30 protein-coding genes are annotated in these 25,956 nt (G+C 57.3%); 16 read left to right on the forward strand and 14 right to left on the reverse strand.

The features are described from left to right. Positions 1 to 2: 2 nt before the first annotated feature. Positions 3 to 833, reverse strand: coding sequence for an IclR family transcriptional regulator (locus GOX21_RS10090; protein WP_170374328.1), 831 nt, complete (start codon positions 831 to 833; stop codon positions 3 to 5). Positions 834 to 1,019: 186 nt separating this feature from the next. On the opposite strand from GOX21_RS10090, the gene bhcA reads away from it, so the two are divergent. From bhcA to bhcD, 4 genes are all read left to right on the forward strand, one after another. Further along, the gene (gene bhcA, locus GOX21_RS10095) at positions 1,020 to 2,210 is read left to right on the forward strand and encodes an L-aspartate--glyoxylate aminotransferase BhcA (protein ID WP_170360466.1); all 1,191 of its coding nucleotides are present in this window, start codon (positions 1,020 to 1,022) and stop codon (positions 2,208 to 2,210) included. Between the two features lie 11 nt (positions 2,211 to 2,221). Continuing rightward, the gene (gene bhcB / locus GOX21_RS10100) at positions 2,222 to 3,196 is read left to right on the forward strand and encodes a beta-hydroxyaspartate dehydratase BhcB (protein WP_170360468.1); all 975 of its coding nucleotides are present in this window, start codon (positions 2,222 to 2,224) and stop codon (positions 3,194 to 3,196) included. A gap of 12 nt (positions 3,197 to 3,208) precedes the next feature. After that, the gene (bhcC, locus tag GOX21_RS10105) at positions 3,209 to 4,372 is read left to right on the forward strand and encodes a 3-hydroxy-D-aspartate aldolase BhcC (protein WP_170374326.1); all 1,164 of its coding nucleotides are present in this window, start codon (positions 3,209 to 3,211) and stop codon (positions 4,370 to 4,372) included. Between the two features lie 77 nt (positions 4,373 to 4,449). Continuing rightward, complete coding sequence (gene bhcD / locus GOX21_RS10110; RefSeq protein WP_170347902.1) at positions 4,450 to 5,439, forward strand: iminosuccinate reductase BhcD; 990 nt, start codon at positions 4,450 to 4,452, stop codon at positions 5,437 to 5,439. Between the two features lie 71 nt (positions 5,440 to 5,510). Here the strand turns inward: bhcD and GOX21_RS10115 are convergent, their stop codons facing one another. Both GOX21_RS10115 and GOX21_RS10120 read right to left on the reverse strand, forming a co-directional pair. Further along, complete coding sequence (locus GOX21_RS10115) at positions 5,511 to 6,296, reverse strand: inositol monophosphatase family protein (RefSeq protein ID WP_170347901.1); 786 nt, start codon at positions 6,294 to 6,296, stop codon at positions 5,511 to 5,513. A 96-nt stretch (positions 6,297 to 6,392) separates the two neighbouring features. Further along, on the reverse strand, positions 6,393 to 7,298 hold the full coding sequence (locus GOX21_RS10120) for a LysR family transcriptional regulator (protein ID WP_170376074.1): 906 nt from the start codon (positions 7,296 to 7,298) through the stop codon (positions 6,393 to 6,395). A gap of 94 nt (positions 7,299 to 7,392) precedes the next feature. Here GOX21_RS10120 and metF point away from each other — a divergent pair, with 94 nt between their 5' ends. Further along, positions 7,393 to 8,259: a methylenetetrahydrofolate reductase [NAD(P)H] gene (gene metF / locus GOX21_RS10125; protein ID WP_170374323.1), complete on the forward strand. Its 867-nt coding sequence runs from the start codon at positions 7,393 to 7,395 to the stop codon at positions 8,257 to 8,259. 189 nt (positions 8,260 to 8,448) lie between these two features. Then, positions 8,449 to 9,111, forward strand: a complete 663-nt coding sequence (locus GOX21_RS10130) for a DnaJ domain-containing protein (protein WP_254428521.1) — start codon at positions 8,449 to 8,451, stop codon at positions 9,109 to 9,111. 52 nt (positions 9,112 to 9,163) lie between these two features. Here the strand turns inward: GOX21_RS10130 and GOX21_RS10135 are convergent, their stop codons facing one another. Then, a complete protein-coding gene (locus GOX21_RS10135) occupies positions 9,164 to 9,682 on the reverse strand; it encodes a YHS domain-containing (seleno)protein (protein ID WP_170374321.1) in 519 nt (172 codons plus the stop codon). A gap of 231 nt (positions 9,683 to 9,913) precedes the next feature. Between GOX21_RS10135 and yghU the strand changes: the two genes are divergently transcribed. Continuing rightward, the gene (gene yghU / locus GOX21_RS10140; protein WP_170347897.1) at positions 9,914 to 10,792 is read left to right on the forward strand and encodes a glutathione-dependent disulfide-bond oxidoreductase; all 879 of its coding nucleotides are present in this window, start codon (positions 9,914 to 9,916) and stop codon (positions 10,790 to 10,792) included. 46 nt (positions 10,793 to 10,838) lie between these two features. Here the strand turns inward: yghU and GOX21_RS10145 are convergent, their stop codons facing one another. Further along, a complete protein-coding gene (locus tag GOX21_RS10145; protein ID WP_170347896.1) occupies positions 10,839 to 11,627 on the reverse strand; it encodes an SseB family protein in 789 nt (262 codons plus the stop codon). Then, positions 11,620 to 12,207 (reverse strand): uracil-DNA glycosylase family protein, encoded by a 588-nt coding sequence (locus GOX21_RS10150; RefSeq protein WP_170347895.1) that lies wholly within the window; start codon positions 12,205 to 12,207, stop codon positions 11,620 to 11,622. The genes GOX21_RS10145 and GOX21_RS10150 overlap by 8 nt, the downstream gene beginning before the upstream one ends. 233 nt (positions 12,208 to 12,440) lie before the next feature. On the opposite strand from GOX21_RS10150, the gene GOX21_RS10155 reads away from it, so the two are divergent. From GOX21_RS10155 to GOX21_RS10170, 4 genes are read left to right on the forward strand one after another with little or no spacing between them, the layout of a single operon-like run. After that, complete coding sequence (locus tag GOX21_RS10155) at positions 12,441 to 13,100, forward strand: ABC transporter ATP-binding protein (protein ID WP_170347894.1); 660 nt, start codon at positions 12,441 to 12,443, stop codon at positions 13,098 to 13,100. Then, positions 13,078 to 14,652, forward strand: coding sequence for a capsule biosynthesis protein (locus tag GOX21_RS10160; RefSeq protein ID WP_170374319.1), 1,575 nt, complete (start codon positions 13,078 to 13,080; stop codon positions 14,650 to 14,652). Before GOX21_RS10155 ends, GOX21_RS10160 begins: the two co-directional genes overlap by 23 nt. A 5-nt stretch (positions 14,653 to 14,657) precedes the next feature. After that, positions 14,658 to 15,491, forward strand: coding sequence for a 3-deoxy-8-phosphooctulonate synthase (kdsA, locus tag GOX21_RS10165; protein WP_170374317.1), 834 nt, complete (start codon positions 14,658 to 14,660; stop codon positions 15,489 to 15,491). A gap of 14 nt (positions 15,492 to 15,505) precedes the next feature. Then, positions 15,506 to 17,002 carry a phosphomannomutase/phosphoglucomutase gene (locus GOX21_RS10170; RefSeq protein ID WP_170374315.1) on the forward strand — a complete coding sequence of 499 codons (1,497 nt, stop codon included), beginning with the start codon at positions 15,506 to 15,508 and terminating at the stop codon, positions 17,000 to 17,002. 33 nt (positions 17,003 to 17,035) lie between these two features. Here GOX21_RS10170 and GOX21_RS10175 read toward each other — a convergent pair whose 3' ends face one another. Next, positions 17,036 to 18,994: an AsmA family protein gene (locus GOX21_RS10175; RefSeq protein ID WP_170374313.1), complete on the reverse strand. Its 1,959-nt coding sequence runs from the start codon at positions 18,992 to 18,994 to the stop codon at positions 17,036 to 17,038. 96 nt (positions 18,995 to 19,090) lie between these two features. On the opposite strand from GOX21_RS10175, the gene rimO reads away from it, so the two are divergent. Then, positions 19,091 to 20,479 carry a 30S ribosomal protein S12 methylthiotransferase RimO gene (rimO, locus tag GOX21_RS10180; RefSeq protein ID WP_170374311.1) on the forward strand — a complete coding sequence of 463 codons (1,389 nt, stop codon included), beginning with the start codon at positions 19,091 to 19,093 and terminating at the stop codon, positions 20,477 to 20,479. Between the two features lie 508 nt (positions 20,480 to 20,987). Here rimO and GOX21_RS10185 read toward each other — a convergent pair. Continuing rightward, a complete protein-coding gene (locus tag GOX21_RS10185) occupies positions 20,988 to 21,344 on the reverse strand; it encodes a diacylglycerol kinase (RefSeq protein WP_170374309.1) in 357 nt (118 codons plus the stop codon). Between the two features lie 132 nt (positions 21,345 to 21,476). After that, positions 21,477 to 21,665, reverse strand: a complete 189-nt coding sequence (locus GOX21_RS10190) for a hypothetical protein (RefSeq protein WP_170347886.1) — start codon at positions 21,663 to 21,665, stop codon at positions 21,477 to 21,479. A gap of 229 nt (positions 21,666 to 21,894) precedes the next feature. Here GOX21_RS10190 and GOX21_RS10195 point away from each other — a divergent pair, with 229 nt between their 5' ends. Beyond that, positions 21,895 to 22,137 (forward strand): CDGSH iron-sulfur domain-containing protein, encoded by a 243-nt coding sequence (locus GOX21_RS10195; RefSeq protein WP_170374307.1) that lies wholly within the window; start codon positions 21,895 to 21,897, stop codon positions 22,135 to 22,137. Here the strand turns inward: GOX21_RS10195 and GOX21_RS10200 are convergent, their stop codons facing one another. The 4 genes from GOX21_RS10200 to GOX21_RS10215 form a co-directional block, all read right to left on the reverse strand. After that, a complete protein-coding gene (locus GOX21_RS10200; protein WP_170347884.1) occupies positions 22,138 to 22,398 on the reverse strand; it encodes a DUF6455 family protein in 261 nt (86 codons plus the stop codon). A gap of 118 nt (positions 22,399 to 22,516) precedes the next feature. Beyond that, positions 22,517 to 22,768 carry a DUF6455 family protein gene (locus tag GOX21_RS10205; RefSeq protein ID WP_170374306.1) on the reverse strand — a complete coding sequence of 84 codons (252 nt, stop codon included), beginning with the start codon at positions 22,766 to 22,768 and terminating at the stop codon, positions 22,517 to 22,519. Between the two features lie 69 nt (positions 22,769 to 22,837). Further along, positions 22,838 to 23,206, reverse strand: coding sequence for a YigZ family protein (locus GOX21_RS10210; protein WP_170374305.1), 369 nt, complete (start codon positions 23,204 to 23,206; stop codon positions 22,838 to 22,840). Beyond that, positions 23,203 to 23,910, reverse strand: a complete 708-nt coding sequence (locus GOX21_RS10215; RefSeq protein WP_170374304.1) for a M48 family metallopeptidase — start codon at positions 23,908 to 23,910, stop codon at positions 23,203 to 23,205. Before GOX21_RS10215 ends, GOX21_RS10210 begins: the two co-directional genes overlap by 4 nt. Before the next feature lie 122 nt (positions 23,911 to 24,032). Between GOX21_RS10215 and GOX21_RS10220 the strand changes: the two genes are divergently transcribed. After that, positions 24,033 to 24,281 carry a hypothetical protein gene (locus GOX21_RS10220; RefSeq protein WP_170347880.1) on the forward strand — a complete coding sequence of 83 codons (249 nt, stop codon included), beginning with the start codon at positions 24,033 to 24,035 and terminating at the stop codon, positions 24,279 to 24,281. On the opposite strand, the gene GOX21_RS10225 is transcribed toward GOX21_RS10220, so the two are convergent. Then, positions 24,269 to 24,544, reverse strand: a complete 276-nt coding sequence (locus GOX21_RS10225) for a DUF167 domain-containing protein (protein WP_170374302.1) — start codon at positions 24,542 to 24,544, stop codon at positions 24,269 to 24,271. The two genes, GOX21_RS10220 and GOX21_RS10225, sit on opposite strands and share 13 nt — an antisense overlap. A 138-nt stretch (positions 24,545 to 24,682) precedes the next feature. On the opposite strand from GOX21_RS10225, the gene GOX21_RS10230 reads away from it, so the two are divergent. Then, the gene (locus tag GOX21_RS10230; protein ID WP_170374300.1) at positions 24,683 to 25,261 is read left to right on the forward strand and encodes a nitroreductase family protein; all 579 of its coding nucleotides are present in this window, start codon (positions 24,683 to 24,685) and stop codon (positions 25,259 to 25,261) included. Continuing rightward, a complete protein-coding gene (locus GOX21_RS10235; protein WP_170376070.1) occupies positions 25,261 to 25,956 on the forward strand; it encodes an EI24 domain-containing protein in 696 nt (231 codons plus the stop codon). The genes GOX21_RS10230 and GOX21_RS10235 overlap by 1 nt, the downstream gene beginning before the upstream one ends.

A 25,956-nucleotide genomic window follows, 5' to 3' on the forward strand; every position in this document is an offset into this window, starting at 1 on the left:
CGCTAGTCTTCAGGCGGCTTCGGTAATCGACCACCGCTGAGCTGCGTGATCTCTTCTGCGGCGTCCCGAACCAACGCACCCAGTTCTGTTGCCCGGTCGGCAACGAACCGGACAGACGGCCCAGACACGGAAATCCCGGCACAGGGTTCGCCCCGGTCATTGTAGATGGCGGCACCGATACAGGACATGCCTTCGTACCGTTCCTCATGATCATGCGACCAGCCGCGGGCATGGGTTTTAGCCAAATCCGCCTCTAACCCTTCGTTCGGCAGCAACGTATGTGAGGTGAAACGAACAGCGTCAGCCGCCAATGCTTTGCTGGCCGCAGACTCGCTCATCGCGGCCAATATCGCTTTGCCAGTGCCGGACGCGTACATCGGCGTCCGCGCACCCGGTGGGAAAAACGCCCGGATCGGGTTCGGCGTTTCAACCTGTCCGACAAAAACCACTTCGGACTCGTCTGGCACGGCCAAATTCGCGGTTTCGCCACTTTCTTGCATCAAACGCCGCAAGATCGGTCGCCCGATTTCAATCACGCTGTTTCGACGCAGGAACGAAGCGCCGGTGCGATACGCTTCAATCCCGATCATCCATTCCTGCCGCTCGTCATCGAAGGCGACAAACCCATGTTTCTGCAACGTCGCCAGAATGCGGTGCGTAGTGGCTGTAGGTACATCCACTTCGCGCGCAAGATCGCTTAGCGCAGCGCGTTCCATTCGTGCCACTGCGGTCAGAACAACCAGCGCCCGATCCAGTGATTGCATGGTCCCGGCCGAGCTTTCCTTGAACAACGATTTGGGCCTGCCGCGCGGCCTTTTGGGGGTGTCCGTCACTGATTTCTCCTTTCAGCCCGGCAAAGTTTTTTTCATCCCGCTTTCTGAAACTCAAAAATGAAAAACGGAAAATCACATCTATTCAATGGATTATTTATTTAATTGCAAAAATGAAAATATTTTTCAAGAAAATTGCGCCAAGGAGCGATTTCGACAACACTCTTCTTCAAATCGGAGGATCTAGAAATGTCCAATCAAAACCCGGTATTCATTCCCGGCCCCACCAATATCCCGGATCGGTTGCGCCTAGCGATGCAGGTCCAGACACAAGACCACCGCGCGCCTGATTTTGTCGAAACCTTTGCCCCTGTGCTGGAAGACACCAAAAAGGTGTTTGGAACCAAAGAAGGGAAGATCATCACCTTCCCGGCCAGCGGAACAGGCGGCTGGGAGGCATCGGTGACCAATACGCTCAGCCCCGGCGACAGCGTACTGGTTGCGCGCTATGGCATGTTCAGCCATCGCTGGATCGACCTGTGCCAACGGCACGGCCTGGATGTCCGCATCATCGAATGCCCCTGGGGCAGCGGCGCGCCCGCCGATAAGTTTGCTGAAGCTCTTGCCGCAGACAAAGAGCATAAGATCAAAGCAGTTCTGGTAACGCATAACGAAACGGCGACCGGCGTACGCTCGGATATCGGAGCGGTGCGCAAGGCAATGGATGCCAGCGACCACCCGGCGATGCTGTTTGTGGATTGCGTCAGTTCACTGGCCTCGATGCCGTTCGAGTTTGATGGCTGGGGCGTCGATATCGCGGTGTCGGGTTCGCAAAAGGGCTTCATGCTGGCAACCGGTATGGCGATCCTGTGTGTCAGCCCCAAGGCGCTGGCTGCGATGGAAACGGCCCAACTGCCGCGCACCTTCTTTGATTTCCGCGACATGATGAACGCAAATGCGTCGGGCGGGTTTCCCTATACCCCACCACTGCAGCTGATCTATGGTATGCGCGAAAGCCTGAAGATGCTGTTCGAGGAAGGGCTGGACAACGTATATGCCCGCCATTTCCGTCTGGCCGAAGGGGTCCGCAAGGCAACTGCCGCCTGGGGGCTGGAGTTGGTGGCGCAATCGCCCGACCTGTATTCCGATACCGTCAGTGCGATCTACGTACCTGAAGGCTTTGACAGCAATGCGCTGACCGATCACGCCTTTAATGCCTATGGCGTAAGCTTTGGCATCGGGTTGGGCGAAATGAACGGCAAAGCCTTCCGTATCGGCCATCTGGGCAGCCTGACGGATGTAATGGTTCTGTCCGGTCTGGCCACGATCGAAATGGCGATGGCTGATCTGGACTATCCGATCACGTTGGGCAGCGGTGTTGCAGCAGCGCAGGAGTACTTCCGCAGCGGCAGCGCCACACCGATGCAATCCGCAGCTTAAGGAGGAGCTTGATGTTGGACGCACTCACCACAGCTGAAAGCCTGACGCTGGCCGACATGCGCGAAGCGCACGAACGGATTCGGCCACATATCAACCGCACCCCAGTGATGCGTTCGGACTATCTGGACGAACTGACCGGCGCACAGCTGTTCTTTAAATGTGAAAACTTCCAAGAAGCCGGGGCCTTCAAAGTGCGCGGGGCCTGCAATGCGGTCTTTGGGCTGGATGACGACGCTGCAAAGCGCGGCGTGGCCACCCACTCTTCGGGCAACCATGCGCTCAGTTTGTCATATGCAGCCGGACGGCGGGGTATTCCCTGTAACGTCGTGATGCCGCGCACGGCACCGCAAGCCAAGAAAGACGCGGTGCGCCGTTATGGCGGGATCATCACCGAGTGTGAACCTTCGACCACCTCGCGTGAGGCCGTGTTTGCCGAAGTGCAAGGCCGGACGGGCGGTGAGTTCGTACACCCCTACAACGACCCGCGCGTAATTGCAGGGCAAGCCACCTGTTCGGCCGAGCTGCTTGAGCAGACCGACGGTGTGGACGCTGTAGTCGCACCCATTGGTGGCGGCGGCATGATCTCGGGCACGTGCCTGACCCTGTCGAACGCGGCCCCCGAGGTAAAGATATACGCCGCCGAACCGGAACAAGCCGACGACGCCTATCGCAGCTTCAAGGCCGGGCACATCATCGCGGATGACGCGCCGATCACTGTCGCCGACGGTCTGAAAGTGCCGCTGAAGGAAAACACCTGGCACTTCGTGTCCCGCTTTGTCACCGACATTCAAACCGCCAGTGAAGACGAAATCGTCGAGGCGATGAAGATCACCTGGAAATACCTGCGTGTCGTGATGGAGCCCAGCAGCGCCGTGCCATTGGCCACCATCCTGAAACACCCCGAAGTGTTCAAGGGCAAACGCGTCGGCGTGATCATCACTGGTGGCAACGTGGATTTGGATAAATTGCCCTGGATCAAGGGCTGAGGAGGAAGAAATATGAACAAGCCTGTGAATATTGATCAGCTTGAAGTTGGCTTTGACATTCCTGCCGCGATTGGCACGGACGAGGCCGAAATTCAGACGCCGAGTCTGGTGCTGGATCTGGACGCGCTAGAGCGCAACATTAAAAAGATGGGTGACTATGCCAAGGCCCATGGGATGCGTCACCGGGTGCATGGCAAGATGCATAAATCCGTCGATGTGGCAAAGCTGCAGGTCGAGCTGGGCGGGGCCTGTGGGGTATGTTGCCAGAAAGTCTCTGAGGCCGAGGTCTTTGCCCGCGGCGGTATCAAAGACGTTCTGGTCTCGAACCAAGTGCGCGACCCGGCCAAGATCGACCGCCTTGCGCGCATGCCCAAGCTGGGCGCACGGACGATCTGCTGTGTCGACGACATCGACAATGTCGCCGATCTGTCCGAGGCGGCACAACGCCATGGCACCCAGATCGAATGTCTGGTGGAGATTGACTGCGGCGCAGGTCGCTGCGGCGTGACGACGACGCCCGAGGTAATCGCCATCGCCAAAGCCATCGACGCGGCTCCGGGGCTGAAGTTCTCTGGCATTCAGGCTTACCAGGGCGCGATGCAGCACATGGACCTTTATGAGGACCGCAAGGCCAAGATCGACGTTGCCGTGGCACAGGTCAAAGACGCAGTGGACGGGTTGGCCGCAGAAGGACTGGAGTGTGACATTGTCGGCGGTGGCGGCACCGGGTCTTACTATTTTGAAAGCACTTCGGGCGTATACAACGAACTGCAGTGCGGTTCCTACGCCTTCATGGACGCCGATTATGGTCGTATCCTTGATCAGGACGGCAACCGCATCGACCGTGGAGAATGGGAGAACGCGTTCTTCATCCTCACCAGCGTCATGAGCCACGCCAAGGCCGACAAGGCCATTGTCGATGCAGGCCTCAAGGCGCAGTCGGTGGACAGTGGCTTGCCGGTGATTTTTGGGCGCACCGATGTGGAATACGTCAAGTGTTCGGACGAGCACGGTGTTGTCGCTGATCCCGATGGTGCGCTGAAGGTGAACGACAAACTGCGCTTGGTTCCGGGTCACTGCGATCCCACCGCCAACGTCCATGATTGGTATGTTGGGGTGCGCAACGGCAAGGTCGAAACCCTCTGGCCAGTATCCGCTCGCGGTAAGGCGTATTAAGCCGAACCGCATTGATCCGGGCGGCGGTTCTTCCCTTCCCTGCCGCCCGGACCTGCCCTCAAGCTAAGGAAAAGGTCATGAAAGATATGTCGGAAAAACCCTTGCTGATCGTCGGAGAAGATCTGTGCCAGCAACTGGTTGGCCGCAGCGACGCGTTTGACGCGGTGCAGGACGTGTTCGCCGCAATGGCGCGCGGAGATGCTTACAACTTTCCGGTCATCCGTGAAGCGATTGGCTATGCCGATGCGCTTTATGGATTCAAATCCGGCTTTGACCGGGCCGGTCAGGTGCTGGGTGTCAAATCTGGCGGCTACTGGCCGGGCAATCTGGACAAAGGGTTGACCAACCACCAATCCACTGTCTTCCTGTTCGACCCGGACACCGGGCGTCTGTCTGCGCTGGTCGGCGGCAACTACCTGACCGCCGTGCGCACGGCTGCATCGTCTGCCGTTTCCATCGCCCATCTGGCCCGAAAGGACTCCAAGGTTCTGGGCATGGTTGGCGCTGGCCATCAATCTGCCTTCCAACTGCGCGCCGCAGCCGAGCAACGCGACTTTGAAAAAGTCGTTGCCTGGAACCCCCACCCCGAGATGCTTCCGCGTCTGGGTGAGGTCGCGAAAGAAATCGGCCTCGACTTCGAAGCTGTTAGTCAAGAAGAGCTGGGCGCACAGGCGGATGTCATCATCACCATCACGTCGGCATTTGAACCCTTGCTGATGAAAGACTGGATCAAACCGGGCACCCATCTGGCCTGCATGGGCACCGATACGGTAGGCAAGCAAGAAGTCGACGCCGCGCTGGTTGCCAGTGCAACGGTTTACACCGACGAAGTTGCCCAATCGGTCACCCTTGGCGAAGCTCAGCATGCCATCGCAAACGGCTCGTTGACCGAAGATCAGATCACCCCAATCGGTGCCGTCATCAATGGCGACCATTCGGGGCGGGCAAGCGCGGATGAAATCACCTTGTTCGATGGAACCGGTGTTGGGCTACAGGACCTGGCGGTTGCATCCGTTGCCGCACGGCTGGCGGATGAAGCCGGGCTGGCGCAGCGCGCAACCCTCTGAATCCAGTCTCTTTGAAACGACAAAGCGCGCCTGTAACAGGGCGCGCTTTTTTTAATGGATTTGCAGGAAGCTTAGCCCCGGATCACCTTGGCGAACTGGTCAAAGATCGGCTCATTGGCGCAGATCACCTCGCCATCCTCAAGCACGTTGCCTTCGGGGTTCAGGGCTTGCACAAAGCCACCGGCCTCTTTCACGATGATGATCCCAGCGGCCACGTCCCAGGCGTTCAGGCGACGCTCCCAGAACCCTTCATAGCGGCCTGCGGCCACATAGGCCATGTCCAGCGCCGCAGCGCCCCAGCGGCGCACACCAGCGCAGGCAGGCATCAGCCGGGCCAGATCCTGCAACGTGGCAGGCAGGTCCGAGCGGCCCCCGAATGGCAAGCCGGTCGAAAAGATCGACTCGATCATGCGATGACGGCCCGAGACACGGATACGGGTATCGTTCATCCATGCGCCTTCACCTTTTTCGGCAAAGAACATCTCATCCTTGGCGGCGTCATAGATCACTCCGGCCACGATCTTGCCCTTGTGTTCCAGCGCAATCGACACCGCCCAGTGCGGCAGGCCGTGCAGGAAGTTGGTTGTGCCGTCCAACGGGTCTACGATCCAACGGCGGGTTGGGTCCTCACCATCAATCGCACCGCCCTCTTCGGCCAACCAGCCATAGGTTGGGCGCGCACCCAGCAGTTCCTCTTTCAGGATTGCCTCGGCGGCAATGTCGGCCTTGGAGACAAAGTCGCCCGCGCCTTTCATCGACACCTGAAGGTTCTCGACTTCACGAAAATCCTTGACCAAAGAACGCCCCGCTTTGCGCGCGGCTTTGATCATGATGTTGAGGTTTGCACTGCCAACCATTGTCCAAAGGCTCCTGTCCGGTCAAACCGCGCGTATACTGGTGCAACGCGCCCTTGCCAAGAGGAATGATGCGCATAGCAGACCCGCGTTTTTGACCTATTGCGCTTGCAGCTTGCGCGCCTCGATTCCCGCCAGCTCGATCAGTTCCTGCACATAGGGTTTTTCCAGGTCTTCCGAGCGCACCGCCGCGTACAATGTGCGGGTAATTCCGTTTTCCGTCAGCGGGCGGGTGACATAGTCCGAGTTGTATTTTACCTCGCGCACGACCCAGTCAGGCAACGCAGCAACGCCCCGGTTCGAGGCCACCAGCAACAGGATCACTGCCGTCAATTCCACCTGCCGAATTGCGGCCGGTTCAACGCGTGCCGGGATCAGCAATTGGCTGAACACATCCAGACGTGTGCGTTCGACCGGGTATGTAATCAGGGTTTGCCCTCGGAAATCCTCGGCCTCGATGAACTCTTTCTGCGCCAAGGGGTGCGAGGACGACGCGACAAAGACCGCGTCATAGTCAAACAGTTCGATGAACTCTATACCCGGCAGCTCCTCAGGGTCGGACGACACCACCAGATCGACCTCTTCCTTCTGCAGGGCAGGCAAAGCGTCAAAGGCCAGACCCGGGCGGATATCGACATCTACATCGCCCCAGGATTTGCGGAAAGACTCCAGCACCGGGAACAGCCATTCGAAACAGGCGTGACATTCGATGGCGATATGCATCCGCCCCGTGCGCCCATCCCGCAGAGAGGAAAATTCCTGTTGCGTCGCCTCAAGTTGCGGCAGAATCTGCTCTGCCAGCCGTAACAGACGCAAGCCCGCCGCCGACAGTTTCATCGGCTTGGACCGGCGCAGGAACAATTCGACCCCCGCCTGATCCTCCAACCCCTTGATCTGATGGCTCAGCGCGGACTGCGTGATGTTCAGCTGATCCGCCGCACGGGCCAGGCCACCGCATTCATGGATGGCCTTAATCGTACGCAGGTGTCGGAATTCGATGTGCATTGTAGTGTGGCTCATGTTGTTCTTGAGTAATATGAGTTTGTCTCACAATGCGCAAACTGGCACAAGGGCCACAGATAGGACCAGTGAGGCAGCCATGACGAAACCAGAAATTTCATTCGAGTTTTTCCCGCCGCAAACGCTCGAGGCCTCATTCCGCCTGTGGGATACGGTTCAGACGCTGGCCCCGCTTGAGCCGCGCTTTGTCTCGGTTACCTATGGGGCGGGCGGTACAACCCGCGAACTGACCCGCGATGCCGTGGCCACCCTGCACAAATCATCCGGCCTTCCTGTGGCCGCGCACTTGACCTGCGTTGATGCTTCTCGCCAGGAAACTCTGGAAATCGCCGACACATTCGCGCGTGCCGGGGTTCAGGACATTGTCGCCCTGCGGGGTGATCCGCCGAAAGGTCAGGATCGGTTCGTGCCGCATCCCGATGGGTTCGCAAACTCGGTCGAGTTGATCGAAGCCCTGGCTGAAACCGAAATGTTCAGCATCCGCGTCGGCGCCTATCCCGACAAGCACCCCGAAGCACAGGATTTTTCGGCTGATGTCGACTGGCTCAAGGCCAAGCTGGATGCTGGTGCGGACGAAGCCCTGACGCAGTTCTTCTTTGAGGCCGAGACCTTTTTCCGCTTCCGCGATGCCTGCGAAAAAGCCGGGATCGACAAGCCCATCGTGCCCGGCATCCTGCCTATCGAGAACTGGAAAGGTGCCCGCAATTTTGCCCGCCGCTGTGGTGCGCATATCCCTGACTGGGTCGAAAACGCCTTTGAAAAGGCGATTCGCGATAATCGAGAGGATCTGCTGGCCACAGCACTATGCACCGAACTGTGTTCGAACCTGATCGACGAAGGCGTGGACAAGCTACATTTCTATACCCTGAATCGGCCTGAACTGACGCGCGACGTGTGCTTTGCACTGGGTATTACTCCAAAGGCCGAATTGCAAAACGTCGCCTGATTTGATCCCTGTTGGTTACTTTGCCCGGACCCTGCCAAGGCTCCGGGCTTTTTTGTGGGATCACAAGTGCAAGCGGGAAGTGAACAATAGCGCGCGCCCGCTCGAACTGTCCCCCAAATAGCGATAAATTTTTGATAAAGTTTGACAAATTCGTGAGCCTCCACACACTGAGTTCGTAGTGTTTGTATAATGAGTGTTTTGGCTATGGAGCCTGTTGAAAAGATAAATGCACGCGCTGACGCGCTCGAAGCTTTGGGCTTGGACCAGAATGCAGGGTCCGACGATATCCGAGATGCTTGGCGCCACATCGCATTTCACGCACATCCAGACCACAGAAACGGCGATTGCACACATTTCGCGCGCGCCAAAGAGGCGTATGATTTTTTACGCCGCGAAGGGCTGACCGTCAAAGGACGTGCCACCGGCATGCCGCGCCGGCCGAAGCTACGCAAACGTGTCATTGAATTGGAAAGCGGCGATATCGACGCCTGCCGCGTGTTGCTGAACACAGCTCTGGCGCACAGCCCGGATGGCGCAAACCCGGATTCTCAGACCTTAATCGAAGCGGACCATGTCCCCGAAGCCGTTGGGTTTTATGGCCGTCATCTGACTTATTTTGTTCCAACACCAGTTTGTGAGGGGTCCAACCGGGTGGCGCTGCCAACCTCGGTTCTTGCCTCGGCCCGGCGGACGGAAACCGAAGTTCTGAGCTTTCAGTCGAACGATGCAGGGGCCGGTGAAGTCGTGGTTCCCGACACGATCACCGAACGAAAGTTTCCCGGCGCAAAAAGCGTTCGCATCAAGTTCGACGCGGATCAACAGATGCGCGACGACTTCTGGCTGGCTGGCTAACAGCAAAAACCCGGCCTAGTGTGGACCGGGTTTAGCTTCGGTGAGTAGCGTATTAGTTTGCGATCGGACCTTCCGAGGTGAATTTCGGAATAACGCTGGTCGATGCGTCATCGCCTTCGATCCCCGGCCAGTTGCCTTCGGCCAGATTGATGTTGCCGGGGATATCCTCTTCAAAAAAGCCGACAACAACATCAGTGATGTTCAGGTACAGCTTGTCATCGACAATCCGCCACAGGTTCGGGTTCGCCGGAACCTTGCCACCACGCGATACACCGTAAGCGCAATGCCCATCATAGGCCGGGGCGTAATAGGCGGGGTTTTCAAGAAACTTATCGCGGTTCTCTTCGGTCGAGAACGCCCAGGTGGCACCGTTATAATCCGCTGTAATATCAGAACGGCCACGCACGGCCTCGGGCTGGGCTTGGCCAACCGGCGCCTGATCCAGGCCACGATAGGCGACAACGTCGTAACCCGACACGGCAAAGCCGGTGCCGTCTACATACTGATCACCGGCGAAAGCCGGCACGGCAAAGGCCAAAGCTGTCACGAAAGTCAGGGCAAAGCGTTTCATGTGGTAAATCCTTTTGTCCTCGGGGTTGGGCACTTGCTGAGAGAATAGATATTTTCGCCCCAATGGGCAGTCCTGCTCGCGCCGCTGTGACATCGCATGAAGAAATGTGAGAGGTCCGATCCCGAATGTTACAAAACTGCCCCAACATCCGGGGTTGGACTCGGGGCTTTGCAACATTAGCTGTTGAGACGGACATAAACTTTACCAGAACGTAGCTGAGAAAGACGACAGATGAGCGAGCAATCCCCATACACGCCCCCCGCAGTCTGGACATGGGACAGCGAAAGCGGTGGTCGATTTGCCAATATCAACCGACCCATTGCCGGGGCGACCCACGACAAGGACCTGCCGGTCGGAAAACACCCATTGCAACTTTATTCACTGGCCACCCCAAACGGTGTCAAAGTCACAGTGATGCTGGAAGAACTACTGGCGCTGGGTCACGAAGGTGCCGAATACAACGCATGGCTGGTTAATATCGGCGAGGGGGACCAGTTCAGCTCGGGCTTTGTCGACGCCAATCCGAACTCAAAAATCCCTGCGCTTTGGGACCGCTCGGGTGATGCGCCTGTGCGTGTTTTCGAAAGCGCCTCGATCCTGTTCCATCTGGCCGAAAAGTTCGATGCTTTCCTGCCGAAATCGGGTCAGGAACGCACCGAGGTGATGAACTGGGTGTTTTGGCAGATGGGCAGTGCGCCTTATCTTGGCGGCGGCTTTGGCCATTTCTACGCCTATGCGCCTGAGAAATGGGAATACCCGATCAACCGCTTCGCGATGGAGGCCAAACGGCAGTTGGACGTGCTGGACCGGCAACTGGCTGAAAACGCTTATATTGCAGGCGAACACTATACCATTGCTGATATGGCCATCTGGCCCTGGTATGGCCAACTGGTGTTGGGCCGCCTCTACAGCGCCGCCGAGTTCCTGGATGTCGAGTCCTATAAAAATGTGATGCGGTGGGCCAAGGCGATCGACGCGCGCCCCGCTGTTCAGCGTGGCCGCATGGTCAACCGTGCGTTTGGTGAGCCGCATACGCAGCTGCACGAACGCCACGACGCAAGCGATTTCGACACCCGCACACAAGACAAGCTGGAAGCAGCAGCAGAATAGTCGCGACGCCCCGCGGTTCGTTGGATCGCGGGGCTTGCCTGACCACCTATTTCAAAATTGGTGGCTTATCCGGGTTACTGCCCGGCGTAACCTGTTCGATGACCCGCGCCTCGGGTTGTGGCAAGTCGAACCGTAAGCCAACCCGTGCCAGTGCCGCTGATGCTGGATCATGCGGGCCAAAAAAACCAACATCCATCGCCCCAGCCTCGATCCCGGAAAAGGTCAGTGCCTCGGACGCGGCTTTGGCCAGTGCGGGCTCAGCCCCCTCAACCGCGCCGACAAAACCAAGAAGGTGGCCCATGCCGCCCTCTTCCGTCTTGGTCCCAACAAGAAACGCAGCTTCGGCCAAGCCGACGGCTGTGGCCAGCTTCGTGTCCAGCGCTGTCAACAGATCATCCGGCATGCCCTTTGGCGGCAGGAACTCTGCCAGACGTTGCTGTACCTCTTCTGGTGCATGTTCCAACGTGGTGGCCAGCCAGCCCAGCGCTTCGGGCGGGATCAGCATGGATGAAGGTGCGACCTCAAGGTTCAGACCCAGCCCGATCCCCTGCCCTGCCAGCATCGTCGACAGCACCCGCCCCGACAGCGCGACGTAAGGCACGGGACGTTCCGCAAATCGGGCCAAACGGTCGTGGCGATCAAAGGCCAGTACAAAGCGGCCATCCGCAACATCGAACAGCTCGGGCGAGATATTCTCGTCCTGCGCTTCTTCAGCCAGCAACAGAAACAGCTCAGAGTCTGCCAGGCGCTCAAAAAACCGCAGACGCGCCGCGTCATCCTGCGGACTGGCCTCCATCGTGGCATGGGCGGCGTCAAGCGCCGTGGCGTTAGTCATTCAAAACCTCTTGCACCCGCGCACGCAGAACCGGCAGCAGTTCAGCTTCGAACCACGGGTTTTTCTTTAGCCATGCCGTATTCCGCCAAGACGGATGAGGCAAGGGAAAGACGCGCGGCGCATGGCCTCGCCAGTTGCGCACGGTTTCGGTCACGGTCGTACGTACACCCAAGTGATATTTGTGCGCATGCCCCCCGACCAGAACCGTCAGCGGTACCTCCCCTAACTCATCCATCACCCTGTCATGCCATGTCTTTCCGCAGATGGGCGGCGGTGGTAGGTCGGCTTTGCGCTCGTTATATCCAGGAAAGCAAAAGGCCATCGGAACGATCGACACGCGGGCGCGGTCATAGAATACGGCCTCGTCAATCCCCAGCCAGTCCCGCAGACGGTCGCCAGAGGGATCGGTGAACGGACGCCCCGAGGCATGGACCCGCGTGCCAGGTGCCTGCCCTGCGATCAACAATGGCGTACCAGACCGAAACCAGACCACCGGACGCGGCTTATGCGCGGTAAACGTGGTCTGAAACCTGTCTGCGCAAATACGGCAGGCCTCAATTTCTTTCTGTAGCGAATTCATCAGATCGCAAGACTTCCTGCATCAAATTGGTTGACGGTCGAAAGGAAAGATAGTCAACGGACACCCCAAGGCCAACAGATGCAAAAGTCACAAAACCAACAGCACAGCGACGGTACGCATTGATCATTTGTTTCACAATTCGACATAATGTAGCCAACATGGACCAATAAATTTGTCGATGGTTTACCAACCTGGGCGGTGTACCAAACAAACGCCCGAGCAGCAGGCCGTGAATGCTTGAGTTTGAGAATGTCAGTAAGTCCTTTTGGACCGGGACCCGCCGCAAGGTGATCCTGGATCGGGTCTCGTTCCAGATCGAACTGGGCCGGTCGATTGGCATATTGGCCCCAAACGGCACCGGCAAGACGACATTGATCAACATGATGGCCGGGCTGGAAAAACCGGATGAGGGTGTGATCCGCAAATCCTGCCGCATCTCGTTCCCGATGGGGTTTTCCGGCGGTGTGGTCAAAAAGCTTTCGGCCCTGGAAAACGCCCGCTACATCGCCAAAATCTATGGAATGGATCCCGACTATGTCGAGGCGTATTGCAGCTGGCTGTGCAATCTGGGTGAGTATTTCAACCAGCCTATCGGGACCTATTCATCCGGCATGCGGGCTCGCTTTACCTTTGCCCTGATGCTGGCGCTGGATTTTGACATGTACCTGATTGATGAGGGCATGCCCTCATCCACGGATGTAGAATTCAATCGAAAAGCAGGTGACATCCTGCGAGAGCGTTTGCGGACAACCACACTGGTGATCGTGTCCCACAATCCCGACGTTCTTGAGAAATTTGCACAGCAGGCGGCCGTTCTATTGGACGGTCAGCTTTACATGTTCGACACCTTGGAAGAGGCACGACAGTTATATGACTACCAAACCCAAGGCTAAAAAATATCGCTGGCGCCGCAATCGTCAGGGCTCGGATTCCGCAGACGCACGGGCCGACGCTATTTCGCGCATCAGAAAAGCGACGCAACCGTCTGAGGCGGCAAATAACCCGTCTCCCTCGACCGATATTGAGGCGATCAAGCGCGAAGGTCTAACCGGTCGCCAACTGCGTGTGGCACGTCGTCTGGCCCAGAAAAACGGGCTTGCTGCAACGTCGGATTACGACGCGGTGCGGCTATTACGTAAAAAGGGCATCGATCCGTTCGAACGTGCCAACTTGCTGGATTTAGCAGCCGAAAAAACAGGTTCGAATGATCAAGCAAAGGACAAGATCAAGATCCAGTTGCCGCAGACGATTTCGGACTCTTCCCAAGGCCTTACCGGTCCGGAGCTAACGCCAGCCGAGCGGCGAAATCTTGAAATCGGTGAAATTCAGAAGGACATCGCACGCCGCCGCAAACGCAAGCTGTTTGCGCTGTTTGCGCGTCTGGCAGCCTTTGTACTGCTGCCGACCCTGATTGTGGGCACCTATTTCTATCGGTACGCAACACCGATGTACGCCAGCGATTCCGCCTTTTCAATCTTGCAGGCAGACGGCGGCGGGGCGTCCTTTGGTGGGTTTCTTGCAGGCACTCAATTCGCCACTGCACAAGATTCCGTTGCCACGCAGGAATTTTTGGAATCCAAAGACGCGCTGGTGCGACTTGAGAACGACACCAATTTTTCCGAAATCTTCAAGCAGGATTGGATCGATCCGATTCAACGCCTGCCGCAGGATGCATCTCTTGAGGATACCTATAAGCTTTACAAGCGGATGATTACCATTGGGTACGACCCCAGCGACGGCATCATCCGGATGGAAGTTGCGGCACCAAGCCCCGAGATTTCAGTCGAACTTTCCAGTCTTCTACTGTCCTATGCCGAGGAAACCATCAACGGTCTGACCGAATTGAAACGCGAAGACCAAATGCGCGATGCCCGGGCCGGTTTTGAATTGGCTCAGAACGAACGCCGGAAAGCTCAGGAGGAACTGATCGAGCTGCAGCTTCAGGGGGCGGTTTTGGACCCAGAAAACGTCCTCCTTGGCCTGCGCGAACGGATCAATGTAATCGAAATCGAGTTGCAGGAAAAAGAACTGCAGCTGGCCGCACTTTTGGACAACTTGCGCCCGAACCAAGCCAAAGTGGATGGTGTCCGTGCGGACATTCAACGACTTGAAGTTGCCCTGGCAGAACTGAACGCCGAAATGCTGGACGCGTCAGCAGGCGAAAACTCGCTGGCGCGTTTAAGCGTGCGAATTCAGATGGCCCAGGCCGACCTTGTGGCTCGTGATTTGATGCTGCAAACCGCAATGGAACAGATGGAAACCACACGGACCGAAGCCAACCGCAAAGTGCGCTATCTGACGGTTTCAGTGAACCCGGTCGCCAGTGAGGAACCCAGCTATCCGCGCAAGTTTGAAAATACGATTTTGGCTTTCCTATTGTTTGCTGGTATCTACCTGATGATCTCGCTTACCGCGTCGGTCCTTCGTGAACAGGTATCCTCGTAAGACACATGAAACATGTAAAAATCTCCGATCTCACGGTCGGTAATGATCTGCCTCTGACGATCATTGCCGGCCCCTGCCAACTTGAAACCGCCGATCACGCCCAGATGATCGCTGGCAAAATGAAAGAGGCCTGCGACGCCGCCGGTGCTCAGTATGTGTTTAAAGGCTCGTTCGACAAGGCTAACCGCACCTCTGTAAACGCAGCTCCTGCACTGGGCCTCGACAAAGGTTTGGCGGTGCTGCAATCGGTAAAGGACGGCATTGGCGTGCCAGTCACCACGGATGTGCATGAGAAAGAACAATGCGCGTCCGTTGCCGAGGTGTGTGACATCCTGCAAATCCCCGCTTTCCTTTGCCGTCAAACCGCCCTTCTAAAATCCGCAGGCGCAACAGGCGCGGTGGTCAACGTCAAAAAAGGTCAGTTCCTGGCCCCTTGGGACATTCAGAACGTCGCGGCCAAGATCGAAAGCACCGACAATCACAACATCATGCTGACGGAACGTGGTGTCAGCTTTGGCTACAACCGCCTCGTGGTGGACATGCAATCTCTGCCGGAAATGGCTCGCACCGGGTACCCGGTGATAATGGACGCCACCCACACTGTGGCTCAGCCCGGTGGATTGGGTGGTGCATCCGGTGGTCAGCGCGAATTTGCGCCCGTTATGGCACGCTCGGCTGTTGCCGTTGGAGTAGCCGGTGTATTCATGGAAACACATCAAGATCCGGACAACGCCCCCTGTGATGGCCCCAACATGATCTATCTGGATCAAATGCCTCAATTGATTGACACATTGATGCGCTTTGATGCATTGGCCAAAGCCAACCCGATTCAGATTTAAGCAAGAGCGATAGTATGACCAAACCCATCCCCGAGGTGACTCCGAACACCTGGAGTTTTCTGCGCGACCCGATGATCAAACCCACCGGGTTTCGCGAATATGACGCCCGTTGGAAATACCCCGAAGAGATCAATCTGCCGGGCATGACGGCGCTAGGGCTGGGTTTGGGCACTCAGATGCGCAAGCGTGGAATCGCGCCTGTGATCGCGGTCGGCAACGACTATCGCGACTATTCGCTGGCAATCAAGAATGCGTTGATTCTGGGCCTTATGCAGGCTGGAATTCAGGTCAAGGATATCGGCCCGGCACTGAGCCCTATGGCCTATTTTGCTCAGTTCCATCTGAACGTTCCCGCCGTGGCCATGGTCACCGCCAGCCACAACCCGAACGGCTGGACCGGCGTGAAGATGGGCTTTGAACGCCCGTTAACCCACGGCCCGGACGAGATGTCGGAATTGCGCGACATCGTTCTGAATGGACAAGGCGTCCCCCACGAAGGGGGCTCGTACGAATTCGTGGACGGCGTGAAAGAGGCTTATATCGACGACCTGGTTGGTGACTTCAAAATGTCCCGGCCGCTGAAAGTTGTCTGTGCGACGGGTAATGGTACAGCGTCAGCCTTTGCGCCCGAGATTTTCGAACGGATGGGGGTCGAAGTCGTGCCCAGCCACAACCGGCTAGACTACACCTTCCCCAACTACAACCCTAATCCCGAAGCCATGGAAATGTTGCACGACATGGCCAACACCGTGAAATCCAGCGGCGCCGACATGGCACTGGGATTTGACGGTGACGGAGATCGCTGCGGTGTTGTTGATGACGAGGGTGAAGAGATTTTCGCCGACAAGGTCGGCGTGATCATGGCCCGCGATCTGGCCAAGCTGTACCCGAACGCGACTTTTGTCGCGGACGTTAAGTCAACCGGTCTTTTCGCCAGCGACCCCGAGTTGCAGGCCCACGGCATCAAAGCCGATTACTGGAAAACCGGCCATAGCCACATGAAGCGCCGGGTTAAAGAAATCAATGCTCTGGCAGGGTTCGAGAAATCGGGCCACTACTTCCTGGCAGAGCCGATCGGGCGCGGCTATGACTGCGGCATGCGGGTCGCGGTCGAGATCTGCAAACTGATGGATCGCAACCCGGACAAAAGCATGTCGGACCTGCGCAAGGCGTTGCCAAAAACCTGGTCGACGCCGACCATGTCGCCCTATGCCTCTGATACCGAGAAATACGACATTCTCAAACGGTTGGTGGACAAGCTGGTTGCCAAGGCCGATGCGGGTGAAACCCTGGCAGGCCGCGCGATCAAAGAGGTCGTCACCGTCAATGGCGCCCGCGTCATTCTGGACAATGGCAGCTGGGGGCTGGTGCGGGCGTCCTCGAACACGCCAAACCTGGTTGTGGTCTGCGAAAGCAGCGAAAGCGAAGAAGAAATGCGCGCCATATTTGCCGATATCGACGCCGTCATCCGGACTGAGCCCGGCGTTGGCGATTACGACCAAACCATCTGATTTGGGATCGGGGCGCCTAAGGCGCCCCGCCCTTTAATTTCCGCCCAACAGTTTGAACAAGCCTTTCTTGGCCTCTTCTTCCAGCTTATTTTTCAAAGCATCCTCAACACTTTCCCTGTCAGTTACTACCGTGCCCAGTTCATCGCCCACTTTGTCCAGAACCTTTTGCTTGGCGTCGTCCTCAAGGTCTTTTAGCTGACCTTCGGCGGCGGCCTCGATCACTTTGGACAAATCGGGTTTAATCGAAGGGTCGCTCCACGGCCCGACAATCCGCACTGGCACCGACAGACCCTGCCCCGAGTTGGCCCGCAGCGCGGTTGGGGTAAACAGATAGTCGATCCTGCGCGCGCCGATATTGACCTTGCCCGTCCCATCTGCACGGAAATTGTCCAGTGACATCAGCAGGTCGTTATTGCTCAGCACACCCTGATCAATGGTAAAACTGGCTGTCAGGCTGTTGAACACGGTTGTCCCACCCGAACCTTTGCCGCGCCCCATCAGACGATCCAGATCAAAACCCGAAATCACGCCATGCCCCACATTCAGATTGCCCGTGCCACTGAGGGATCGCATGATCTGGTCTTCGGTCTGCCCGACGCCTAGAAATTCAAACTCACCCGTTCCTGTACCCGTAAAACGCTCAATCCCCGCGAGGGTGGACAGGGCTTGTTGAACGTTCATGTTTTTCGCCTTCAGCTTACCGCCGACTGACAGGCCATTGCGATTGTTGGCCACCACCTGCCCGTTAACCTGACCCGAGAACAAAGTGGCCGGGTTCATCTGCAACACAGCACGGGACCGGTCGAGTATCAGCGTCAGGTCGCTGGCTCCCAGTTCTAGGTCGGGCAGGACAATGGACGAGGCCGTCAGGCGTATTTCCCCATTGGCCAGCGACAGGGCCGAGGCATCAATCGGGGCCTTGGACCACCCACTGTCGGGCGAGGACGCCGTTCCCGACCCACCCCCGCTCGATGCCGGCGCGTCATTGAAACGTGACAGGTCAATATCACCACTCTTGAGCCGCGCGGTGATTTTCGGCGGATCCGAAATCTCGATATCCGTTTCTCCGGTAAAGCGGTTGTGGTCCAACTGCGCCACCATGTTGCGCAGTGAGATACGGCCCTCGCTGGTATAGGTCATCTGCCCAGACACATCGGCCTTGCGGCCCAATCCCAGCGGCACCCCGACACCCGCCTGTCCAAAAGCGGCCAGCATTTCCTCGGTGTTCCTGGTTTTGACCGCAAGCGCGCCGTCCATTTCTCCAGCAAGGTTGACGCGGCCATCGAACCCAACCTCGCCGCCCGGCGCGGTCAGAGCCAATTTCAAAGGTGCGACAGCCCCGGATGCATAGGTCGGCAGGTCCGGTATTTCGAGGTCAACTTTCACGTGGCCGCCCGGCACTGCCATCCGCGCCTCCATGACCATGGGTGAGGTCGGCCCCGGCCAGCTGGCCGACAGATCAACGTTTGAGAAGTTGAATTTCGTTGCGCCATTTTCGATGTAAACCAACTGTGCATTGGTCAGTTCCAGACGGTCCAGCGTCACGGCACCTTGCGGCGATGCAGATGACGCGCTGGTATTGCTTCCGGTCGTCGCCTGCGAGGCAACCGGAGCGCTTAATTCCCAATTGCCGCGTCCATCGGATAACTCGAGCCTCAAAACCGGATTATCCGCGACAACCCGCCTTATCCGTAAATCTCCGTTCAGCAGCGCCGAAGCATCCACGCCGACGGCAAGGCTTTCGGCGCTGAGCATCGGTTCGGACCCGGCCCAGGGTGCGTTGCCAAACGTGACAGGGCCGGTCTCCATCCCCAGAACGGGCCAGAACGACAGGTTCACATCCCCCGACAATGTCAGGTCGCGCCCCGTTTCGCTTTTGACCTGTTCCGCCAGAATCGCCGCCAGCTTATCCCCCGGCATCAGCAATAAGGCGCCGATGACCAACCCGATTGCGGCCACGAATAAGAAGAGTATGCGCACCAGCCACTTCATTTTTCTGCTCTCCGCTTATTTGGCATGCGTTGAAAAGATCATCCAAAGCCCAGCCCGTATTTGCAAGAGGAAGCGTTCCCCACTATATGCCGCGCCATGAGCACGAACCCACCAAACCTCCGCCCTGACCTGGCGCCCGCCGCCAGGATGCCTGATACGCCACGTACCAACCAACCAACCATTGGTATGGTGTCGCTGGGCTGCCCCAAGGCCTTGGTCGATAGCGAGCGGATTTTGACCCGTCTTCGTGCAGAAGGGTACGGCATTTCGCCAGATTATTCCGGGGCCGATGCCGTAATCGTGAACACTTGCGGGTTCCTTGACAGCGCCAAGGCTGAGTCTCTGGACGCCATTGGCGAGGCTTTGGTAGAAAACGGCAAGGTCATTGTGACCGGCTGCCTGGGGGCCGAGCCCGACTATATCCGTGAACACCACCCGCGTATTATGGCCGTGACCGGGCCGCATCAATACGAACAGGTGCTGGATGCGGTGCATTCAGCAGTTCCCCCCGATCCTGATCCATTCGTTGATCTACTGCCCGCCGCCAGCGTGCAGTTGACCCCGCGCCATTACAGCTATCTCAAGATATCCGAGGGCTGTAACCACAAGTGCAAATTTTGCATCATCCCAGACATGCGCGGGAAACTGGCCAGTCGTCCCGCCCACGCCATATTGCGTGAGGCCGAAAAGCTGGTCGACAATGGCGTGCGCGAATTGCTGGTGATCTCGCAGGATACCTCGGCCTATGGGCTGGACCGGAAATACGATGTGAACCCGTGGAAGGACCGTGAGGTGCGCAGCCAAATTACCGATCTGGCGCGTGAGCTGGGGCAGCTGGATGCCTGGGTTCGTCTACACTATGTCTACCCCTACCCGCATGTGCGCGAGCTGATCCCCCTGATGGCCGATGCCGGGTGCAACATCCTGCCCTATCTAGACATTCCGTTCCAACATGCCCACCCGGACGTTCTGAAACGCATGGCCCGCCCGGCGGCAGCGGCGAAAACACTGGACGAGATCGCAGCATGGCGCGCGACCTGCCCCGATATCACCCTGCGCTCGACCTTTATCGTCGGCTATCCCGGCGAGACCGAGGCTGAGTTCCAGACGCTTTTGGACTGGATGGATGAGGCGCAATTGGATCGCGTGGGATGCTTCCAATACGAAAACGTGGATGGCGCACGCTCGAACGATCTGCCCGACCATGTTCCGGCCGAGATCAAACAAGAGCGCTGGGAACGGTTCATGGAGAAGGCACAGGCGATCTCCGAGGCAAAGCTGGCCGCAAAGGTCGGCCAGACCATCGAGGTGATCGTGGACGAGGTCGATGGCGAAGCCGCCACTTGCCGCACCAAATCCGACGCGCCCGAGATCGATGGGAATCTGTTTATCGACGAAGGGTTTGAAACCCTCAACCCTGGCGACATCGTCTCGGTCGAGGTCGATGAGGCTGGCGAATATGACCTTTGGGGCAAGCTGACCTGATCCGGTCACCCCAGTTGGGCAAAGCGTGAGCCAAGTTTATTGGTGTTTTTCGCCAGACTCGTGGATTATGACGGGACATACCGCCTTATAGGAAGGAAGTTCCAATGTCCTGCCTACGCCCCTTTGGCCTGAAATGCATAACGGTTATCCTTGCTGCCCAACTTTATGCCGTTCCCGCTGTTGCGGACAAAGTCCGCGCGGGCGGTTTCATAATTATTGGGTCCGAACCGCTGAGCCTGCACCTGCGCAGCAAACACCATGTGCAGCGATACTATGGCGCACCTAAAGTCTATCATCGGTCCAGCAAACACAAACATCAAACCAAGCCGAAAGTGTACCACCACAAGAGCAAACCCAAGGTTCATTACGTCAAACCGGTCAAACGACACCACCGGTCAAGGCAAGCGTTCAGCAACAAACATGCCTCGCCTTATTACCTTCCACGGAGTTACCGAATTCAAAACCGAGGATATCGCTATGGTATAAAACGGCGGAGGTATTGATGGCTTCAGAACAGGCTTAGAAGCCCGATGACCCATGCCAATCCCGCCGCCAAAGCCGTTAACGCAACAGCGGCACTGGCGGCGTCCTTGGCCTGCCCCGCCAGTTTATTGTGATCGGTCGAGGTGTGATCGACAGCGCGCTCAATCGCGGTATTGAACAGCTCGGCCACCAAAACAAGCAGGCCAAATATCAGGATCAGGGCGCGTACACCTTCACCGAGCGGCAAACAAACGGCCAAAGTAGCCGAGACCAGATTTGCCCAAACCCAGGCGCGGAACGAATACTCTTCACGCCAGGTCGCGACCAGCCCTTGCCAGCTCCAACGCGTTCGATCCTTGAGATGTGTAAGAAGGTTTCTCATCAGCCTTCAACTTTTCGGTGTACGGAACTGAAGCCGCATTGATTTATGGCAGGCAAGAAAAAACCGCCCCGAAGGCGGTTTTTTTGTCGAGAATGTGCGGGCAGCCTTAAAAACGGGCCACCCGCGGAATAGTTATTGTGCGACCGGATTACAGACGGTCTGGCCTGCTTCTGTCGTGGCCAGCTCAGTTCCTGCCGGGCAGCTAGGTGTGCCGAATTTGTCGTACTCAGGCGTGATATAAACCGGCGCCGGTTCTTCCTGCTGCGAGCAAGCAGCCAAAACAAGGGCAAATGCACCAACGGCAGCAAATTTGAGTTTCATGTCCGTCATTCCTCTATTAATTTCCTGATATTGCCCAAGAATCCGGGGCCGGTCTCACAATACGACTTGAATGGCATATTTGCAACGAATTCGATCACGCGATCGTGAAGAAAGGCGAAACAACGCCGGTAACCCCCTCAGAAACAGCGGATTTATGAGCATAGGCTACCGATTTTCGCGTATCGCTCTACACTGGTAGAGTGACATCAGCAAAAGACGGAGTAGCCACATGTCTGACAGCCCCACCATCGCGCAAAAAGGTCCCTTCCCGGTCGAGGTGATCGAAGGGAAAAGCTATTTCTGGTGCGCATGCGGCCAATCCAAACGGCAGCCGTTTTGCGATGGATCGCACAAAGACACCGGGTTCGAACCGGTCAAGTACACGGCAGACAGTAGCAAAAAAGTCTTTTTCTGTGGCTGCAAACACAGCGGGAATCCTCCGCAGTGCGACGGGTCGCATTCCAAACTGTAATCAGGTCTTCAACGCGTTCAACAGATCAGCGTTGGCACAGAATTCGGGTGCGGTATGGGCCTCGGATTGTTGTTCAGACAACCAGATGGCACATTGGTTGCTGCACTGCGATGCCCGGCAGCGTGTTACCAGTTCGGCATAGCGATCCGGTGTCAGCCGTTTCTCTGCCATGGCTTCGGTCAACGAGATTTTCATACATCGCGCCACCGAACGGGTTAGCCAAAAGTGTTTTTCGACATCCCCCAAAGAATTTCGCGCCATCAGTTTTCCTGCTTTGATCATGTTTTCAACACAGCAAACCGGTGTTGGTTTCTGCTAGTCTGTAGGTCACCTATCGCGTCCGGTGACCACTCTCATGCGGCATGAAATCTTCCTGTCGTTAAGGCTGCAGTTTTCGGAGCATTTCCTGATTGCGGCAGTATTCCGGCGTTTGGCCCGCCTGCGCGGGCTGCTGTAGGAAGCTCTGGCAATGATTGGGATTTGCACAGCCCGTACACCTCAGAACAGCATCGGAAAGCTGATCGATCGAAACATCACCTTCAATCGCGGATTGCTGCAGATCCACACCAAGTTTCGTAGCCATCTGATCTACAAGACCTGCATGGAATTTCAAGACTTCTTGATCGGGCATGAGAGGTCCTTTCCTGCCATCTGTCCGCAGCAGGATATCTCAGCCCGGTGCTTGGGCCTTTGACTCACATCAAGGCCCGACGCCGATATGATCCAGATAGGCTCGGGTCGCGTCCTGCACGCGCCTAAGTCGATCCCCACCCAGCTTTTTTCCGCCGTACCAGCGGGTGACGATGACCACATGACTGTCCAGCCCGGCCCGTTCAAGCATCCTTAGAATCACCATGCCCGCACCGCTTTCCCCGTCATCGGCCTTCAACGCCCCGGTCGGCAAAATGGCCGCCCAGGTGTTGTGCGTGGCTTTGGCATAAGCCTTGTCTGACTTGAGCTCCTGCAAGACTGCATCAACATCGGCCCGCGTGCCAACGGCTGCGCCTGTTACCGCGTATTTCGACCCCCGGTCCGTCAGGATCACGCCCAGCCGTGTCAAAGCGGTCATTGCGTCAAACCCAATTGTCTTGCGGTTTCAAGAACGATCTGAACCCGGTCGGTATTTGGGGGGTGCGTTCCCAGAAACTGATCCCCCGGATCGGGAAGGCGATCAAAGTATTTGGCGCCGATTAAAGGGTTGTATCCCGCGTTATGGGTGATGATCGTGCCCAGTTGGTCCGCCTCAAGCTCAAATGCTTTCACGTTCACCTGCACACCTAATTCGGCCCCCAATTTCTGCGTGCGTTCAAGGTCTTTGCCTTCCTCGCCATGCAGCTTGCCCAATTCGCTGAAGATTGCGGCACTTTCCTGGGCGTTTTTCGACTGCCGGGCGATGTGTCCCAAAACATGATGCGCTGCCTCGTGCCCCATGACGAAGGCCAGTTCATCAGGATTCTTCGCAGATTGGATCATCGAACGCGTGAATATGATTACCGGCTGATTGTCATCATCCAGAGTCTGAAAGGCATTTGCCGGTGCGCGCGGGTTCAGGTCGACCAATATCGTGAAATCGCAATTTTCGACCTTGGCCTGGCGCAAACATTCGGCGCGGGCTTCGTCGCCGACCTGACGGCTGATATCCCGAAACGAGGCGGCGTCGACCTGAAATTCACTCGAATCCAGCGACCATTCATTTGCCGGTTGCACACGCAGAACACCAGCACTGCAGGCCGTCAGCACCAGAGGAAACAGCAAATAGATCAGACGGCGCATTTATATTCCTTTGAAACGGTGGTCCCGTTTGAAAAACCATAGCGCGACACCTGGGGGACTGCCACCGTCGGATTGCACGGGAACGGGTTGCATTGCCGCCTTGCTCCCTGCACTCTGCCTATATGTTTTCGATTGAGCATGAATTCGACTCGACAGTCATTACTCTGGTGGACGAAGGCCCCAAACCTTTGCAAGAGGATGTCGTCATCAACAGCTTCGCCGAATGTGTGACGCTTGAACAACTGGACCCACGCACAGACAAGATACAGAAAATAACTCTGTCTCCTGAGCAAGTCCGCGATCTGGCCGCCGCGCTGGATCTGCCGGAAGGGGTGTATCAAATCCACGAAAGACCCAGTCAAGGCGCATAGAAAAACAGCTTGTCCCGCGCAGTCTGCCCTTGTTTTAGGGTCAGCGTCGAAGGGGCCACCTGCATGGCCGTGGCCAGTATCCGGCGCACAGCTTCGTTGGCTTTGCCGTTTTCGGGCGGCACAGTGACCGTAATGCGGATTACGCCCTTGTCCATCGTGATGCTGTCCTTTGCGGCTTTCGGCGTGACCCGAACCGGAACCGCCGTGCCAGGGACGGCATGGGCGCTTAGGTCGGGTATGTCGCGCAGTTTTGGCCTGGCCATCTTTTCACCTCTTGCCTGTAAACACCCTTGCATGGGGCACCGGGGAATGAAAATGATCCGGCCTATCCAGCTGATTGCACTTGAAACGCGCCAGATACTCAACCAGATACAGACTGCTCATGTAAAGGAAGTTAACATATGTCCTTGAAAAACCCGGCTGCCCTGGAATTTCTGCAATCGCGCCGGTCCCGCCCTGCCAAAACGCTGATTGCTCCGGCCCCGACGCGGGATGAGCTGTTGCCGCTTTTGACCGCCGCCGCCCGCAGCCCCGATCACGGCAAGCTGGAGCCGTGGCGCTTTATCGTGCTTGAGAAAGGCGCAATGCCGCGCCTGTCCGGGTTGACGCACGAGCGGGGCGTTGCCCTGGGCAAGACGCCCGAGGACATCGCAAAAGCGCAAAGCCAGTTTGACATGGGCCATCTGGCCGTTGCCGTGGTCGAGGTGCAGAAACCATCCGAAAAAGTCCCGGCGATTGAACAGACCTATTCGGCTGGTGCAGTCTGTCTGGCCTTACTGAACGCGGCGCTTGCAGCGGGTTGGGGGGCGAACTGGTTGTCCGGCTGGCAAACCCATGATCCCGAATTCTGCCGTCAAGCCTTTGGCTTGCAAGACAACGAGCGCATCGTTGGCCTGATCCACATTGCTACCGAAGGCACGGCCCCGCCAGAACGCCCTCGCCCGGATGTGGCAGCGCTGACCGAATGGGTCGAGGAATGATGATCCTCAACGCGTTTTTTGCGGCGCTTGGTCAGATCGGAGACCCCAAGTTCCGCGCAGTCATACTGCGTGGCATAGGTCTGACGGTCGCGCTGTTGATCGCGGCCTGCGCTGGTGCAATCTGGTTAATAAACAGGCTGTCCGGGGATGAGATTTCACTGCCTTGGATTGGCGCCGTGCCGTGGTTGAACGATGTACTGAACTACTCCGGCATTTTTGTGGTGTTGATACTGCCGGTTTTTCTGATGATGCCAGTCGCCTCGGCGATTACGTCTTTGTTTCTGGAAGAGGTCGCGCAGGCGGTCGAGGATAAACACTATCCCACCCTGCCCGCCGTTCCAGGCATCCCGTTCAACGAAGGGTTAAGGGATGCGGTTAGCTTCATGGGCGTGCTGGTTGTGGCCAACCTGCTGGCGCTGATCCTCTATGCGATGTTCCCACCACTGGCGCCGTTTATTTTCTGGGCAATGAACGGGTTTCTGCTGGGTCGGGAGTATTTCACGCTGGCCGCGATGCGAAGGATCGGGCGGGACGGCGCGCGCAAGCTGCGCGCCAAGCATTCCACCACCATCTGGCTGGCCGGCACCTTGATGGCCATTCCCCTCTCGGTGCCGCTGGTGAATCTGGTGATCCCAATCCTCGGGGTTGCCACTTTCACCCATATCTATCACAAGCTGTCAGGTCTCTCGACCTGA

It is taken from the genome of Ruegeria atlantica, assembly GCF_013032005.1.
Lineage (GTDB): Bacteria > Pseudomonadota > Alphaproteobacteria > Rhodobacterales > Rhodobacteraceae > Ruegeria > Ruegeria atlantica_A.

What these genes read in the sequence shown, in the direction of transcription:
- GOX21_RS10175 (WP_170374313.1), bottom strand. Translation starts at nt 18,994, where the DNA reads ATGAAGTGGCTGGTGCGCATACTCTTCTTATTCGTGGCCGCAATCGGG.
- bhcB (WP_170360468.1), top strand. Translation starts at nt 2,222, where the DNA reads ATGTTGGACGCACTCACCACAGCTGAAAGCCTGACGCTGGCCGACATG.
- GOX21_RS10120 (WP_170376074.1), bottom strand. Translation starts at nt 7,298, where the DNA reads ATGCACATCGAATTCCGACACCTGCGTACGATTAAGGCCATCCATGAA.
- kdsA (WP_170374317.1), top strand. Translation starts at nt 14,658, where the DNA reads ATGAAACATGTAAAAATCTCCGATCTCACGGTCGGTAATGATCTGCCT.
- GOX21_RS10235 (WP_170376070.1), top strand. Translation starts at nt 25,261, where the DNA reads ATGATCCTCAACGCGTTTTTTGCGGCGCTTGGTCAGATCGGAGACCCC.
- GOX21_RS10155 (WP_170347894.1), top strand. Translation starts at nt 12,441, where the DNA reads ATGCTTGAGTTTGAGAATGTCAGTAAGTCCTTTTGGACCGGGACCCGC.
- GOX21_RS10145 (WP_170347896.1), bottom strand. Translation starts at nt 11,627, where the DNA reads ATGACTAACGCCACGGCGCTTGACGCCGCCCATGCCACGATGGAGGCC.
- bhcA (WP_170360466.1), top strand. Translation starts at nt 1,020, where the DNA reads ATGTCCAATCAAAACCCGGTATTCATTCCCGGCCCCACCAATATCCCG.
- GOX21_RS10225 (WP_170374302.1), bottom strand. Translation starts at nt 24,544, where the DNA reads ATGGCCAGGCCAAAACTGCGCGACATACCCGACCTAAGCGCCCATGCC.
- GOX21_RS10205 (WP_170374306.1), bottom strand. Translation starts at nt 22,768, where the DNA reads ATGCCCGATCAAGAAGTCTTGAAATTCCATGCAGGTCTTGTAGATCAG.
- metF (WP_170374323.1), top strand. Translation starts at nt 7,393, where the DNA reads ATGACGAAACCAGAAATTTCATTCGAGTTTTTCCCGCCGCAAACGCTC.
- bhcD (WP_170347902.1), top strand. Translation starts at nt 4,450, where the DNA reads ATGAAAGATATGTCGGAAAAACCCTTGCTGATCGTCGGAGAAGATCTG.
- GOX21_RS10190 (WP_170347886.1), bottom strand. Translation starts at nt 21,665, where the DNA reads ATGAAACTCAAATTTGCTGCCGTTGGTGCATTTGCCCTTGTTTTGGCT.
- GOX21_RS10185 (WP_170374309.1), bottom strand. Translation starts at nt 21,344, where the DNA reads ATGAGAAACCTTCTTACACATCTCAAGGATCGAACGCGTTGGAGCTGG.
- GOX21_RS10210 (WP_170374305.1), bottom strand. Translation starts at nt 23,206, where the DNA reads ATGACCGCTTTGACACGGCTGGGCGTGATCCTGACGGACCGGGGGTCG.
- GOX21_RS10115 (WP_170347901.1), bottom strand. Translation starts at nt 6,296, where the DNA reads ATGGTTGGCAGTGCAAACCTCAACATCATGATCAAAGCCGCGCGCAAA.
- GOX21_RS10200 (WP_170347884.1), bottom strand. Translation starts at nt 22,398, where the DNA reads ATGGCGCGAAATTCTTTGGGGGATGTCGAAAAACACTTTTGGCTAACC.
- bhcC (WP_170374326.1), top strand. Translation starts at nt 3,209, where the DNA reads ATGAACAAGCCTGTGAATATTGATCAGCTTGAAGTTGGCTTTGACATT.
- GOX21_RS10150 (WP_170347895.1), bottom strand. Translation starts at nt 12,207, where the DNA reads ATGAATTCGCTACAGAAAGAAATTGAGGCCTGCCGTATTTGCGCAGAC.
- GOX21_RS10130 (WP_254428521.1), top strand. Translation starts at nt 8,449, where the DNA reads ATGAGTGTTTTGGCTATGGAGCCTGTTGAAAAGATAAATGCACGCGCT.
- GOX21_RS10170 (WP_170374315.1), top strand. Translation starts at nt 15,506, where the DNA reads ATGACCAAACCCATCCCCGAGGTGACTCCGAACACCTGGAGTTTTCTG.
- rimO (WP_170374311.1), top strand. Translation starts at nt 19,091, where the DNA reads ATGAGCACGAACCCACCAAACCTCCGCCCTGACCTGGCGCCCGCCGCC.
- GOX21_RS10135 (WP_170374321.1), bottom strand. Translation starts at nt 9,682, where the DNA reads ATGAAACGCTTTGCCCTGACTTTCGTGACAGCTTTGGCCTTTGCCGTG.
- GOX21_RS10230 (WP_170374300.1), top strand. Translation starts at nt 24,683, where the DNA reads ATGTCCTTGAAAAACCCGGCTGCCCTGGAATTTCTGCAATCGCGCCGG.
- GOX21_RS10220 (WP_170347880.1), top strand. Translation starts at nt 24,033, where the DNA reads ATGTTTTCGATTGAGCATGAATTCGACTCGACAGTCATTACTCTGGTG.
- GOX21_RS10160 (WP_170374319.1), top strand. Translation starts at nt 13,078, where the DNA reads ATGACTACCAAACCCAAGGCTAAAAAATATCGCTGGCGCCGCAATCGT.
- GOX21_RS10195 (WP_170374307.1), top strand. Translation starts at nt 21,895, where the DNA reads ATGTCTGACAGCCCCACCATCGCGCAAAAAGGTCCCTTCCCGGTCGAG.
- GOX21_RS10215 (WP_170374304.1), bottom strand. Translation starts at nt 23,910, where the DNA reads ATGCGCCGTCTGATCTATTTGCTGTTTCCTCTGGTGCTGACGGCCTGC.
- yghU (WP_170347897.1), top strand. Translation starts at nt 9,914, where the DNA reads ATGAGCGAGCAATCCCCATACACGCCCCCCGCAGTCTGGACATGGGAC.